We start from the raw sequence: 13,280 nt of genomic DNA, 5'->3' as shown, positions 1-13,280 counted from the left end.
TCGCAGGCTGACAAGGGCTAAATTCAATAAAAATGACTGTTCGCTGCATTCCACAGCAAAAGCCCGCCTTATACGCAGTTACACACAAAGTTATCCACATTCCTGTTACGTACAAATTTAGACGAGCATCACGCAAACGTTTTCGCTACAATGCCCCCGCAACGCTATGGATGCCCCTTTTCGGGGCGTTACCTGAAGTTTTCGCGTTTTCACTTCTCTATAAAGAGGAAGAAAGCTCGCAAACTTGATGTAACGCTCTTATTTACGCGAATCAAAGCCAAGGGATAAAACCACCATGCAACAACCTCGTCCTTTACGCCGCGCCCTGCTCAGTGTTTCTGATAAAGCCGGCATCCTCGAATTTGCTCAGGCACTCTCCCAACGTGGTGTTGAGCTGCTCTCTACAGGCGGCACCGCACGTCTGCTGGCAGAGGCAGGGCTCCCCGTCATCGAAGTGTCTGACTACACCGGTTTCCCGGAAATGATGGATGGACGCGTTAAAACGCTGCACCCGAAGGTCCATGGCGGCATTCTGGGACGTCGCGGACAAGATGATGCGGTAATGGCGCAGCACGCTATCAACCCTATCGATATGGTGGTCGTTAACCTTTATCCCTTTGCACAAACCGTCGCGAAGCCAGACTGCTCACTGGAAGATGCCGTAGAGAACATTGATATTGGTGGCCCAACCATGGTGCGCTCGGCGGCCAAGAACCACAAAGATGTGGCGATTGTGGTAAAGAGCAGCGACTACCCGGCCATCATCGCCGAGCTGGACGCCAACCAAAACTCACTGACGCTGGAAACCCGTTTTGACCTGGCGATCAAAGCGTTTGAACACACCGCTGCGTACGACAGCATGATTGCCAACTACTTCGGTAGCATGGTTCCCGCCTACCATGGTGAAACTGAGCAGCCGGCAGGACGCTTCCCTCGCACCCTCAATCTTAACTTCGTTAAAAAGCAGGATATGCGTTATGGCGAGAACAGCCATCAGGATGCCGCCTTATATATAGAAGAAAATGTACAGGAGGCCTCTGTCGCTACCGCCGAGCAGGTGCAGGGCAAAGCACTGTCTTATAACAACATTGCGGATACCGATGCAGCACTGGAGTGCGTAAAAGAATTCGCTGAGCCCGCGTGCGTCATTGTAAAGCATGCTAATCCTTGCGGCGTGGCCGTCGGCGAGTCCATTCTGGCGGCTTACGAGCGCGCTTACCAGACCGATCCTACCTCTGCATTTGGCGGTATTATTGCGTTTAACCGTGAACTGGACGAGGCGACCGCACAGGCCATTATCAGCCGGCAGTTTGTTGAAGTGATCATCGCCCCTTCGGCGACCGAAGCGGCCCTGAAAATCACGGCGACTAAACAAAACGTTCGTGTACTGGTATGTGGTGAATGGCAGGGCCGTGTCGCCGCGCTGGATTTCAAACGGGTGAATGGTGGTCTGCTGGTTCAGGATCGCGATCTCGGGATGGTCGATGCCAGCCAGTTGCGTGTCGTCAGCAAGCGTCAGCCTTCTGAACAGGAACTGCGTGATGCTCTGTTCTGCTGGAAAGTGGCTAAATTCGTTAAGTCCAACGCCATTGTCTATGCACGCGACAATATGACTATTGGCATAGGTGCGGGCCAGATGAGCCGCGTCTATTCTGCCAAAATTGCGGGCATCAAAGCGGGTGATGAAGGTCTCGAAGTTAAAGGTTCTGCGATGGCTTCCGATGCGTTCTTCCCATTCCGTGATGGTATTGATGCCGCTGCAGCCGTGGGCGTGAGCTGTGTAATTCAGCCAGGCGGCTCTATCCGCGACGACGAAGTGATTGCAGCTGCCGATGAACACGGTATTGCCATGATCTTTACTGATATGCGTCACTTCCGTCATTAATTCTGTGGAGCGTTTTATGAAAATTTTAATCATCGGTAACGGCGGACGTGAACATGCCCTGGCCTGGAAAGCCGCCCAGTCGCCGCTGGCAACGGCCGTTTTTGTCGCCCCTGGTAATGCAGGTACGGCGCTGGAACCGGCTTTACAGAACGTCGATATTTCCCCAACAGATATCCCGGCATTACTTGCTTTTGCGCAACGTGAACAGATCGATCTCACTATCGTTGGACCCGAAGCGCCGCTGGTGATTGGCGTGGTGGATGCATTCCGTGCCGCTGGCTTAAAAATCTTTGGTCCGACTCAGGCTGCCGCACAGCTGGAAGGTTCGAAAGCGTTCACGAAAGACTTCCTTGCACGTCACAACATCCCCACTGCCGAATACCATAATTTCACCGAGGTCGCCCCTGCGCTGGCCTACCTGCGTGAAAAAGGGGCGCCCATTGTCATCAAAGCCGATGGCCTGGCTGCCGGTAAAGGTGTCATTGTGGCCATGACGTTGCAGGAAGCCGAAAACGCGGTGCAGGATATGCTGGCGGGCAACGCCTTTGGTGACGCCGGGCACCGTATTGTGATCGAAGAGTTCCTGGACGGTGAAGAAGCCAGTTTTATCGTGATGGTCGATGGCGAGAATGTCCTGCCGATGGCCACCAGTCAGGATCACAAACGCGTCGGCGATGGGGATACAGGACCAAACACCGGCGGTATGGGCGCTTACTCTCCTGCACCAGTGGTGACGGATGAAATCCACCAGCGCGTCATGGACCAGGTCATCTGGCCAACCGTACGTGGCATGGCAGCAGAAGGGAATGTCTACACAGGCTTCTTATATGCCGGGCTGATGATCGATAAGACCGGTCAGCCAAAAGTGATCGAATTCAACTGCCGTTTCGGCGATCCGGAAACGCAGCCCATTATGCTGCGCCTGCAATCGGATCTGGTGGATCTCTGTCTGGCTGCCTGTGAAGGCAAGCTCGATCAAAAAGACTCACAATGGGATCCCCGCCCTTCGCTGGGCGTGGTGCTGGCGGCTGGCGGCTACCCTGGCCCCTACGCGAACGGCGAACAGATTCACGGTTTGCCGCAGGAAGAAGCGGCTGACGGCAAAGTTTTCCATGCCGGTACACGCCTGGAAGGCGACCGCGTACTGACTAACGGTGGACGTGTGTTGTGCGTCACCGCGTTAGGCGATGACGTTGCCGCTGCGCAGAAGCGCGCTTATGCGCTTGCTCAGCCGATTTCCTGGCAGGGCAGTTTCTGCCGCCGCGATATCGGCTATCGCGCCATTGGTCGCCAGTAACGATGACAGGGGCACACGTTGTGCCCCTTTTTCATGTCTCAGAAATCTGCCTCTTTCGGCTCATCTGCACATTCGTCTTTGTGGCTGACCCGCAACAGTTGAACGCCTTCCGGCGCTTCCAGCCATGAAACCATCAAGGGACCAGCGGAATGACGGCGGTAATGCGTGAGCGTCTGCCATGCCTCACTGTCAAACGCTGGCGTCACCTTTTGACCGTCACAGGTCTCCACGACATTGCCCCCTGCCCAGTGCCCCTGCTTCAGAAACACCCGACCGCTTAAGAGCGCATCGCTGACGTCCCGCATACGTTGCGCGTCAAACTTATAAAGTTCCACCGTATCAGGGCTGACCGCTTCACGTTGAGTAGCAAGCTGGCGCTGCATAAAGTTAAGACTGCCATTCTGGTCAAATCGCAGGGTGACATCGTCGGGAGGCGCGCCTTTCACCTGACGCTCAACGCTGACCAGGTGATCGCCCAGCCAGCGGTAGTCTGTCGTTTCGCTTTTTTCGCTGTTAAATGGGTTGTACAGCGTACGGATATGCACAGACTGATGATCCGTATTCTTACGCCAGATACGCACACTGCCACGGTCGGCCAGATAACCACTGGCGGAAAAGGCGGGAATGTCGGGGGTGGAACTGCACCCGATAATCAGTGAGGAGAGAAGCAGGGCGGAAAAGCGCTGAAGCAGCGTAGTCATGGTGGCTGGCCCTTAAACAAAAGGGGCGAAATCGCCCCTGTTTAAAACTTTACCGCTATGCGACGTCTTACTTGACGGCGTCTTTCAGAGCTTTACCAGACACGAATGCAGGTACGTTTGCCGCAGCGATTTTGATTTCTTTGCCAGTCTGTGGGTTACGACCGGTACGCTCAGCGCGGTGGTTCACTTTAAAAGTACCAAAACCAACCAGTTGTACAGCATCACCCTCTTTCAGAGACTCAGTGATTGCAGCCAGAGTAGATTCCAGCGCTGCCTTGGCCTGGGTTTTAGACAGGTCAGCTTTTTCTGCGATCACATCAATCAGTTGAGTCTTGTTCATAAGTTATCCTTAAAGTGTATTTATCGCTTGCTAAGCAACGAGTGCGAGGGAAAAGCCAACTTCGGGCACTCTTCAGCCTGCACGCACCGATAGCCACAATTTTCAGCCCCCCAAATGTAGACCAGACAGGGGGCTGATGTGAAGCCTCCAGGCGCGCTAATTAAGGCCTGAAGTCACGTTTTCTCGCCTTATTGCTGAATTTTTATACCGATGTTACTAATTCCCGCCTCGCGCAGGTCGGATCGCAGACCTTTTATCAATTCAAGGTCTCGCTCTTCACAGTCTGCGAGCAGGCGAAAAATCTCCCATTGCAGGTCCCATTCGTCGATGACAGCCGGGTTTTCCCGCAGCTCTTCATCGGTCATTTCACGACCTGCCTGAGTCATTTCCAGAATGGCCACGGTGGTGATGGAGGTCTTGCTGACTTCAATCGCATGTTCAAGCGTTTCGCCACTTAACAGGGCGTGCAGCACTTCACTTAATGCCACACAGGCATCGATGGCCGGATACACGCCGTAGACCTCAAAATCATCGCCATCCGGAATCGCAGCTTCGAGCTTTTCCAGTTGACTGTCGAAGTTGATCTTTGCATCTTTCACCGTCAGCGTTTCCCAAATCAGATCGAGAATCCGGCGGTAAAGCGCAGGATCGGCAAACGCAGTTTGCTGGCAAAAGGCCATGTAATTAGGATACATGCGCTCGCACAGGCAAGCCATAAACGTCAGATGTTGCCAGCTTTCCAGCTTTGCCAGACGCAAATGCACAGGGTTTTGTAACATACACAGAGCTCTTATTCGTTTCGCTGGCCGCAGTGTAACGCAAAAGCGCCCTACAAACAGTGCTAAAGCGCGTTTTGCCAGCGCAGAAATGCAGGTCGGCGTGATGCGACAGCATCTGCCCAGCGCGTCGGTTCCGGTAAACGGTAGCCCTGAGTACACTTTTCAACCCAATCGAGGGCACTGTCCAGGCTGACGCGATGCCCGGTGGCCACAAACAGCGGATTACAGCGTACCTTGCTGCGCCATACCCAGCCAATTTGTTCCTCTTTATCCATTAACGGCTGGCGACTGCCGGGAGTCTCGTCCAGCGGCTCAAACCGTCCGCACAAACGCTTTTTGGCGACACCGATGGTGGGAACATCGACCATCAGTCCAAAGTGTGACGCCACACCGAGCCGACGCGGATGCGAAATGCCGTGACCGTCGACAAACAACAGGTCAGGCTTCTGCTCCAGCATATTCCATGCCGCCAGCAAGGCGGGATATTCCCGGAAAGAGAGAAAGCCAGGAATGTACGGCATAGTCGTCTCGATGCGCGCGATACGATGCTCCACCAGCTTCAGCGACGGGTATTCGAGAATAACCAGCGCCGCGCGCGTGACCGCACCTTCCTGTTCAAACCCGACGTCTGCGCCACCAATAAAGCGTGGCGGCAGCACATCAAAATCGTCCTGCCGCACGACGTCTGCGGCACGCTGTTGTTGCTCCGCACGAAGTGCAGCAATATCCATTATGACTCCTGATGATACTGGCGGGAAAGGCGGTGCACCGCCTCAACGAAGACGCCGGCATGCTCTGGCGGTACATCCTGATGGATACCATGTCCCAGATTGAATACGTGGCCTTCACCTTTGCCGAAACCGTCCAGAATACTGGCCACTTCCTGCTCGATACGGGCCGGTGGTGCGTACAGCATGGAGGGATCCATATTGCCCTGTAAGGCGACTTTATGCCCGACACGACGGCGGGCCTCACTGATGTCGATAGTCCAGTCCAGGCCCAGTGCATCGCAGCCTGTTTCAGCCATGGCCTCAAGCCACTGACCGCCGCCTTTAGTAAACAGCGTGATCGGCACACGACGGCCTTCGTTTTCGTGCAGTACGCTGTCGACGATTTTATGCATGTAATACAGCGAGAACTCGCGATAATCGCGGCCACTCAATGCGCCGCCCCAGGTGTCAAACACCATGACTGACTGCGCCCCGGCGCGGATCTGAGCGTTAAGATAGAGAATAACGCTGTCGGCCAGCTTATCCAGCATGGCATGCAATGTGGCAGGTTCGGCGTACATCATTTTTTTAATTTTGGTGAAGGCCTTACTACTGCCGCCTTCTACCATATAGGTTGCCAGCGTCCACGGACTGCCTGAAAAACCAATTAAGGGCACCTCACCATTAAGGTTCTTACGGATGGTCCGTACGGCATTCATCACGTAACCCAGTTCCTGTTCAGGATCGGGAACAGGCAGGCGATCGACATCGGCACGGCAGGTTACGGGGTTTGAAAAGCATGGACCTTCCCCCGTTTCGAAGTACAGCCCTAATCCCATCGCATCAGGAATGGTGAGAATATCACTGAAGAGGATGGCCGCATCGAGCTTGTAGCGACGCAATGGTTGCAGGGTGACTTCGCAGGCCAGCTCGGCATTCTTACACAGCGACATAAAGTCGCCCGCCTGGGCACGCGTGGCTTTATATTCCGGCAAATATCGTCCGGCCTGGCGCATCATCCATACGGGGGTAACATCGACAGGCTGGCGTAACAGGGCGCGCAAATAACGGTCGTTCTTCAGTTCACTCATGTCAGGACTCTCTCGGTATCAAGCGAGTAGTGTAGCACTCTCACGCCTCAGCGCGGCAGAGGGCAACGGTATCTTCAATTAATCGACGGGCAACGGTGCCAGGTGGAGGCAGTAAAGGCAGCGCATCAAAACGGAACCATCCGGCATCCAACAGCTCTTTACCGTCGTGCTGTAAGTCGCCGCCGTCATACTCCGCCATAAAGGCCATCATTAAGGACTGCGGGAAAGGCCAGGGCTGGGAAGTGACATAACGGACATTCTTCACGCGCACGTTGCTCTCTTCCATCACTTCGCGTGCAACCGCCTGTTCAATGGTCTCACCGACTTCAACGAACCCGGCCAGCACAGTGTAAATGTTATTACGATGACGCGCATGGTTGGCCAGCAGGATCTCATCTCCACGGCGGATAGCAACGATAATACAGGGCGCAATTTGTGGGTAATAACGTTCACGGCAATGGCTACACAGGCAGGCAAATTCGCGTTTACTGGCATGCATCTCATGACCACAATAGCCGCACCAGCGATGGGATCGGTAAAACTCTGCTAACTGCACACCGCGCCCGGCCAGCTGAAACAGGCCCGGATCTTCGTTGAGTAACTGGCGCAACGACAACATATCTGACGAACGCGTTTCACAAATCAGCCAGACCTTCTCTCCCTGCCATTCGCCAATCACGCGCCCCTGGTGCCCGGTAAGGCCAAACTGCTGTGCGTTTCCGTGAGGTAAATCGCCTTGCGGTAACCAAATTTTCTGTTCACTACTGACAATCCACCATCCAGCGTCTACGCTTGAAATTTCGCATTGCATTTATTTCGTCATCCTTAGCGTCAACCCGCACGCTGAAGTCCCGATGTTAAGTGTGTAGATGAACAACTATACCCAAATAATTCTGGTTGCAAGACGACAGCACGCTTATTTATCCCGACAGGTTCGCGGAGAACAAGCGCAATTGGCGCATCGCTAATCTGAAATATGAAGGTGCATAACGCATACGGAGTTAACTATGCTTAACCAGTTAGACGTTCTGACCCAACGCGTAGGTGGCAGTAATGAACTGGTAGATTCATGGCTGGCAGCTCGCCGCCAGCTATTGGTTTCTTATTACCATTTGGTCGGCATCAAGCCAAAAAAAGAAGCGCTGACTCGCCTGGACGAGCAGGCACTGGATAACTTTTGCCACACGCTGGTCGATTATCTTTCATCCGGTCACTTTAGCCTTTACCAGCGTTTGATTGCAGAGATGGACGGCACCAGTCCGCTGCTGGCTGCCGCGCAGATTTACCCGTCGCTGGAAGCCAATACCGAGCAGTTGATGCAGCTGTATGACGGCCACCTGCAACAGGCCATCGACGACGACAACTATGTGACGTTTCAGCACGCCTTGTCAGAAGTCGGCGAAGCTCTTGAAGCGCGTTTTACCCTTGAAGACAAACTTATCCAAATGGCATGGGACAATCACCTGACTCCGCCCGTGGCGAACGACAGTGAAATTGCCCGCCCTGCTTAACAGTGCCGCAAATGTAAATAACTTGTGATTCATAAAAAGCCCCCTTATGCTGAGTGGGCTTTAAAACATCTGTTTTATGTTAGTCAGGGTTTGACGGTTGCACGTCCTTGCGGGACCTGATTAACCGTTAAACCAAATCTTGTCGGAGTGCCCATTGGGCTGAGACCGTTAATTCGGGATCCGCGGAACCTGATCAGGTTAGAACCTGCGAAGGGAACAAGAGTAAATTTTTACGGTACGCCGCACTCAGGGTGCCCGCTGTGCCGTTACTCCTTCCGAACTCCGGACAAGCAACCTTCCCACTTACTGGAATATTGCTATGTCTACTACGAAAACGACCCGTCGCGAACAACGTGCTCAGGCACAGGAATTCATTGATTCCCTGCAGGGTGGCAGTGCCTTTCCCAACTCAAAACGTATCTGGCTGACCGGCAGTCGTGACGACATTCGTGTCCCCATGCGCGAAATCCAGCTTAGCCCTACATTGACCGGCGGCAGTAAAGATGAGCCCGTTTACCAGGAAAATGAGCCTGTGCCGGTTTATGACACCGCCGGTGCCTATGGCGATCCGGCAGCAAAAATCGACGTGCATCGCGGACTGGATAAACTGCGTGCTCGCTGGATTGAAGAGCGCGACGACAGCGAAAAACTGACGCAGATTAGCTCGGCGTATACGCAGCAGCGACTGGCTGATGACGGACTGGATCACCTGCGCTTTGAACATCTGCCAACGCCGCGCCGTGCTAAAGCCGGCCGCTGTGTGACCCAGTTACATTACGCGCGTCGGGGAATCATCACGCCAGAGATGGAGTTCATCGCCATCAGGGAGAACATGGGCCGTGAGCGCATTCGTGGTGAGGTACTGCTGCAACAGCATCCGGGCCACAGCTTTGGTGCCCATCTGCCCGAAAACATTACCCCCGAGTTTGTACGCCAGGAAGTGGCCGCTGGCCGCGCCATTATTCCGGCCAATATCAACCATCCCGAATCCGAACCGATGATCATTGGACGCAACTTTCTGGTGAAGGTGAATGCCAACATTGGTAACTCAGCGGTGACCTCGTCTATTGAAGAAGAAGTAGAAAAGCTGGTCTGGTCCACACGCTGGGGCGCGGATACGGTCATGGATCTGTCGACCGGACGCTATATTCATGAAACCCGTGAATGGATTCTGCGTAATAGTCCTGTTCCCATCGGCACTGTTCCGATTTATCAGGCACTGGAGAAGGTCAATGGTGTGGCTGAAAACCTGAACTGGGACATTTTCCGCGATACGTTACTGGAGCAGGCCGAACAGGGCGTGGATTATTTTACTATCCATGCGGGTGTGCTGCTGCGCTACGTTCCCATGACTGCAAAACGCCTGACCGGTATTGTGTCCCGTGGTGGCTCCATTATGGCGAAGTGGTGCCTGTCTCATCATAAAGAGAGCTTTCTCTATGAACACTTCCGCGACATCTGTGAAATTTGCGCAGCCTACGATATCGCTTTGTCACTGGGCGACGGATTACGCCCCGGATCGATTCAGGACGCCAACGACGAAGCACAGTTCGCTGAGCTGCACACGCTGGGTGAGCTGACAAAAACAGCCTGGGAATATGACGTACAGGTGATGATCGAAGGCCCCGGCCATATCCCGATGCAGATGATCCGTCGCAACATGACAGAGCAGCTGGAACATTGCCATGAAGCGCCGTTTTATACTCTGGGCCCACTGACGACCGACATTGCGCCGGGCTACGATCATTTTACCTCTGGCATCGGTGCTGCCATGATCGGCTGGTTTGGCTGCGCGATGTTGTGTTACGTCACGCCGAAGGAGCATCTTGGCCTGCCAAATAAAGAGGATGTGAAACAGGGGTTAATCACCTACAAGATCGCCGCGCATGCTGCCGATCTGGCCAAAGGCCATCCGGGGGCGCAGATCCGCGACAACGCCATGTCGAAAGCGCGCTTCGAATTTCGCTGGGAAGATCAGTTCAATCTGGCGCTGGATCCTCATACAGCCCGGGCCTATCACGATGAAACGTTGCCACAGGAATCGGGTAAAGTTGCCCACTTCTGTTCAATGTGCGGCCCTAAGTTTTGCTCAATGAAGATCACGCAGGAAGTGCGTGACTATGCTGCCAGACAGGAAGCGGAAGCGCAGGCTATTGAGGTTGGCATGGCGCAGATGTCTGATCATTTCCGTGAACGGGGCGGTGAACTCTATCATCCCGCCACAGCGATTAAGGAGGAGTAAATGAACGCCTTTCCTGCTACCGCGCCGCGATTAGGGCTGTATCCGGTGGTCGACAGCGTCGAATGGATCGAACGCTTACTGGATGCCGGGGTGCGCACGATTCAGCTGCGGATTAAGGATCTGCCAGATGAGATCGTTGAACCCACCATCATCCAGGCTATCGCAACAGGTCAGCGTTACCAGGCGCGCCTGTTTATTAATGACTACTGGCAGCTGGCGATTAAGCATAAGGCTTATGGCGTTCATCTGGGGCAGGAAGATCTGGCCGTTGCCAATGTGCAGCGCATTCTGGACGCAGGCTTGCGCCTGGGCATTTCCACGCACGATGATGCTGAGCTGGATCGGGCGCTGGCGCTGCGTCCTTCCTACATTGCGCTGGGACATATCTTTCCTACCCAGACGAAGGTGATGCCCTCTTCTCCGCAGGGTTTGTCTGAACTTAAACGCCATCTGAGTCGGTTGCAGGGGATCTCTACCGTGGCGATTGGCGGCATCAGCATTGATCGCGTTCCGGCGGTACTGGAAACTGGTGTCGGCAGTATCGCCGTGGTGAGCGCCATTACGCAGGCAGAGGACTGGCGGGCGGCCACCCGCGAGCTGTTACGGCTTGTTGAGCCCGAATCCGGGCATTAACCACCCTGTCGCGCAGATAAACGCGCACGTGGTGCAACAGGCAGATAAAAACTGGAAAGCCGCGCACGGCAATGAACATTGCGACTGGCGCGGCTTTTTTCTGTCCTTTAAAGTCACTGGCGTCCGGCCGGGATGGCCTGACCAGGGCCAGTTCCCTCCTCTTTCTGGCCCTGCTTCTCACTACCTGAAGCAATGATATCGATAACGGCGGACAGGTCAGCCGACGGCTGATGCGCACAGGCGGCCATCGCCCGCTCGACAGCCTTACCGGTCAAGGCCAGTGCCTGTTCAATCTTACTGCTTGAGGGCAAGGCGTAATTCAGGCGCAGACAGTTACGGTACTTTCCGGAGGCCGAAAACAGCGAGCCTACGGCAATCTGGATCCCTGATTTGCGTAATTCGTGGTTGAGCTGCACCGCATCAAATGCCTCAGGCAATACAATCCACATCAAAAAACCGCCCTGAGGCCGCGTGACGCAGATACCGCAAGGGAAGTAATGCCGTACCCAGCAGGAAAAGGTGTCGTAATTGCGCTGGTAAACCTGGCGCATCCGCCGAAGATGCGTCTGGTAATGGCCCTGCTGGATAAAGTCAGCTACGGCATGCTGAGGCTGAGTGGCGGTAGAACCTGTCACAATGTATTTCATATGCAAAACACGATCGCGGAAGCGTCCGGGCGCCACCCAGCCCACACGTAAACCCGGTGCCAGCGTTTTGGAAAACGAGCTGCACAGCAATACGCGTCCTTCTGTATCCAGAGATTTAATGGATGAAGGCCGCGGGTACTCCCAGGCCAGCTCACCATAAACATCGTCTTCAATGATCGCCGCATCAAAACGCTGTACCAGACTCAGCAGCGCGCGCTTGCGCTTTTCGGGCATGATAAAGCCAAGAGGATTGTTGCAGTTAGGGACGACGACGACCGCTTTGATCGGCCACTGATCAAAGGCCAGTTCCAGCGCTTCAAGGCTGATTCCCGTTACAGAATCGGTCGGAATCTCAATGGCCCGAATGCCGAACCCACGTAATGTCTGCATGATGCCGTGAAATGACGGCGATTCGACCGCAATGATATCGCCGGGCTGGCATACTGCGCGCACGGACACTGACAGCGCTTCGTGGCAGCCTGTGGTAATCACAATATCTTCTGAGGTCAGCTGGCAGCCGCTGTCGATCATCAACCGGGCAATTTGTTCTCTCAGCCGGGCGACACCGTAAAGGTTGTCGTAATTCAGCAGCGTGCTTTCCTGCTGCTGCGCCTGACGGCTAAACGCCTTCCACAGAGGTTTCAGTGTGGACTGCGTTAAATCCGGCATACCGCTGCCCAGTTGCAGTACATCCTGTTCCCGGCGGCTGTTAAGCAGGTCAAGCACCGCATCCCACTGGGTAATTTCCACCGGATATTGCGCCGGACGCGTTAAGGCCGGAATGGGTGGCATCGCCTTATGCGGCGCCACAAAATACCCGGAACGCGCCTGCGGAATAATCAGCTGTTTCTGCTCCAGCAGATAATAGGCCTGCTGTACCGTGCTGATGCTGACACCATGTTCGACGCTCAAACTCCGAACGGAGGGCAGGCGCTCGCCACTTTGGTACAACCCCTGTTCAATACGTTTTTCCAGCAATGTGGCTAAATGTTGATAGCGCGTCATGATTGACCTCAGCCAGGTTGATGACCCGACAAAACAGTACAGACAGCCTGTATTTCTACCATTCAGTCCACGCTGACGGCAATCTGTATGTTAAATAATTGCTTCGGGTGCATCTGTATTGGAAATTGTATCTGCATGAAAATATTTCTCAGGTTACTTACTGAGGGCAGGATCATGGGATATGAGGAAAATCGTAGCGCTAAACCCTTTGCAGTTTCACTCAGCCTGTTTCGCTTTATCTGGCATCATTTTCGTCGCTGGCAGTGTCGGCGCGAAACCCGCATGATTTTATGCAGACTGAGCGACAGTGCGCTGAAAGATATCGGGTTAAAGAGAAGCGATATCAACAAACGCTTTTAATTACGGCTCGCCTGTAAACAGGCGTGAGTCGATTTCGTTAACAGGACGGACTTCGGAAAACACTCTTCACGACAGCACG

13 protein-coding genes and 1 riboswitch are annotated in these 13,280 nt (G+C 54.2%); of the genes, 6 read left to right on the top strand and 7 right to left on the bottom strand.

The window, feature by feature from the left end:
- The first annotated feature begins 295 nt into the window (after positions 1 to 295).
- Together purH and purD are read left to right on the top strand one after the other, a co-directional pair.
- The gene (purH, locus tag RAC90_RS20770) at positions 296 to 1,885 is read left to right on the top strand and encodes a bifunctional phosphoribosylaminoimidazolecarboxamide formyltransferase/IMP cyclohydrolase (RefSeq protein ID WP_375124748.1); all 1,590 of its coding nucleotides are present in this window, start codon (positions 296 to 298) and stop codon (positions 1,883 to 1,885) included.
- A 16-nt stretch (positions 1,886 to 1,901) separates the two neighbouring features.
- Complete coding sequence (gene purD / locus RAC90_RS20765; protein ID WP_039343270.1) at positions 1,902 to 3,182, top strand: phosphoribosylamine--glycine ligase; 1,281 nt, start codon at positions 1,902 to 1,904, stop codon at positions 3,180 to 3,182.
- A 38-nt stretch (positions 3,183 to 3,220) separates the two neighbouring features.
- On the opposite strand, the gene RAC90_RS20760 is transcribed toward purD, so the two are convergent.
- The 6 genes from RAC90_RS20760 to nudC form a co-directional block, all read right to left on the bottom strand.
- Positions 3,221 to 3,883, bottom strand: coding sequence for a DUF1481 domain-containing protein (locus RAC90_RS20760; protein WP_033737951.1), 663 nt, complete (start codon positions 3,881 to 3,883; stop codon positions 3,221 to 3,223).
- A 67-nt stretch (positions 3,884 to 3,950) separates the two neighbouring features.
- Positions 3,951 to 4,223: a nucleoid-associated protein HU-alpha gene (gene hupA / locus RAC90_RS20755; protein ID WP_006121511.1), complete on the bottom strand. Its 273-nt coding sequence runs from the start codon at positions 4,221 to 4,223 to the stop codon at positions 3,951 to 3,953.
- A gap of 188 nt (positions 4,224 to 4,411) precedes the next feature.
- Positions 4,412 to 5,002 carry a YjaG family protein gene (locus RAC90_RS20750; RefSeq protein ID WP_006121510.1) on the bottom strand — a complete coding sequence of 197 codons (591 nt, stop codon included), beginning with the start codon at positions 5,000 to 5,002 and terminating at the stop codon, positions 4,412 to 4,414.
- A gap of 62 nt (positions 5,003 to 5,064) precedes the next feature.
- Positions 5,065 to 5,733, bottom strand: coding sequence for a deoxyribonuclease V (gene nfi, locus RAC90_RS20745; RefSeq protein ID WP_375124747.1), 669 nt, complete (start codon positions 5,731 to 5,733; stop codon positions 5,065 to 5,067).
- On the bottom strand, positions 5,733 to 6,803 hold the full coding sequence (gene hemE, locus RAC90_RS20740; RefSeq protein WP_039343272.1) for a uroporphyrinogen decarboxylase: 1,071 nt from the start codon (positions 6,801 to 6,803) through the stop codon (positions 5,733 to 5,735). Before hemE ends, nfi begins: the two co-directional genes overlap by 1 nt.
- Before the next feature lie 40 nt (positions 6,804 to 6,843).
- Positions 6,844 to 7,614 carry an NAD(+) diphosphatase gene (gene nudC / locus RAC90_RS20735; RefSeq protein WP_033737957.1) on the bottom strand — a complete coding sequence of 257 codons (771 nt, stop codon included), beginning with the start codon at positions 7,612 to 7,614 and terminating at the stop codon, positions 6,844 to 6,846.
- Positions 7,615 to 7,810: 196 nt separating this feature from the next.
- On the opposite strand from nudC, the gene RAC90_RS20730 reads away from it, so the two are divergent.
- The 3 genes from RAC90_RS20730 to thiE all read left to right on the top strand — a co-directional run bounded on the left by RAC90_RS20730 (position 7,811) and on the right by thiE (position 11,189).
- The gene (locus RAC90_RS20730) at positions 7,811 to 8,314 is read left to right on the top strand and encodes an Rsd/AlgQ family anti-sigma factor (protein WP_033737958.1); all 504 of its coding nucleotides are present in this window, start codon (positions 7,811 to 7,813) and stop codon (positions 8,312 to 8,314) included.
- 133 nt (positions 8,315 to 8,447) lie between these two features.
- Positions 8,448 to 8,547, top strand: a riboswitch (TPP riboswitch).
- 86 nt (positions 8,548 to 8,633) lie between these two features.
- Positions 8,634 to 10,556, top strand: a complete 1,923-nt coding sequence (gene thiC, locus RAC90_RS20725) for a phosphomethylpyrimidine synthase ThiC (protein WP_375124746.1) — start codon at positions 8,634 to 8,636, stop codon at positions 10,554 to 10,556.
- Entirely contained in the window at positions 10,557 to 11,189 is a 633-nt protein-coding gene (gene thiE, locus RAC90_RS20720) for a thiamine phosphate synthase (protein ID WP_033737961.1), read from the top strand.
- A 113-nt stretch (positions 11,190 to 11,302) separates the two neighbouring features.
- On the opposite strand, the gene RAC90_RS20715 is transcribed toward thiE, so the two are convergent.
- Positions 11,303 to 12,841 (bottom strand): PLP-dependent aminotransferase family protein, encoded by a 1,539-nt coding sequence (locus RAC90_RS20715; protein WP_205957148.1) that lies wholly within the window; start codon positions 12,839 to 12,841, stop codon positions 11,303 to 11,305.
- Positions 12,842 to 13,015: 174 nt separating this feature from the next.
- Between RAC90_RS20715 and RAC90_RS20710 the strand changes: the two genes are divergently transcribed.
- Positions 13,016 to 13,201, top strand: coding sequence for a DUF1127 domain-containing protein (locus tag RAC90_RS20710; protein ID WP_033737966.1), 186 nt, complete (start codon positions 13,016 to 13,018; stop codon positions 13,199 to 13,201).
- Positions 13,202 to 13,280 lie beyond the last annotated feature (79 nt).

The organism is Pantoea sp. CS_6, assembly GCF_041954745.1.
Classification (GTDB): Bacteria; Pseudomonadota; Gammaproteobacteria; order Enterobacterales; family Enterobacteriaceae; genus Pantoea; species Pantoea stewartii.
This window is presented reverse-complemented; position numbering and strand designations above follow the sequence as displayed.

Coding starts and splice junctions, on each gene's coding strand:
- purH (WP_375124748.1), top strand. CDS start 296: ATGCAACAACCTCGTCCTTTACGCCGCGCCCTGCTCAGTGTTTCTGAT.
- purD (WP_039343270.1), top strand. CDS start 1,902: ATGAAAATTTTAATCATCGGTAACGGCGGACGTGAACATGCCCTGGCC.
- RAC90_RS20760 (WP_033737951.1), bottom strand. CDS start 3,883: ATGACTACGCTGCTTCAGCGCTTTTCCGCCCTGCTTCTCTCCTCACTG.
- hupA (WP_006121511.1), bottom strand. CDS start 4,223: ATGAACAAGACTCAACTGATTGATGTGATCGCAGAAAAAGCTGACCTG.
- RAC90_RS20750 (WP_006121510.1), bottom strand. CDS start 5,002: ATGTTACAAAACCCTGTGCATTTGCGTCTGGCAAAGCTGGAAAGCTGG.
- nfi (WP_375124747.1), bottom strand. CDS start 5,733: ATGGATATTGCTGCACTTCGTGCGGAGCAACAACAGCGTGCCGCAGAC.
- hemE (WP_039343272.1), bottom strand. CDS start 6,803: ATGAGTGAACTGAAGAACGACCGTTATTTGCGCGCCCTGTTACGCCAG.
- nudC (WP_033737957.1), bottom strand. CDS start 7,614: ATGCAATGCGAAATTTCAAGCGTAGACGCTGGATGGTGGATTGTCAGT.
- RAC90_RS20730 (WP_033737958.1), top strand. CDS start 7,811: ATGCTTAACCAGTTAGACGTTCTGACCCAACGCGTAGGTGGCAGTAAT.
- thiC (WP_375124746.1), top strand. CDS start 8,634: ATGTCTACTACGAAAACGACCCGTCGCGAACAACGTGCTCAGGCACAG.
- thiE (WP_033737961.1), top strand. CDS start 10,557: ATGAACGCCTTTCCTGCTACCGCGCCGCGATTAGGGCTGTATCCGGTG.
- RAC90_RS20715 (WP_205957148.1), bottom strand. CDS start 12,841: ATGACGCGCTATCAACATTTAGCCACATTGCTGGAAAAACGTATTGAA.
- RAC90_RS20710 (WP_033737966.1), top strand. CDS start 13,016: ATGGGATATGAGGAAAATCGTAGCGCTAAACCCTTTGCAGTTTCACTC.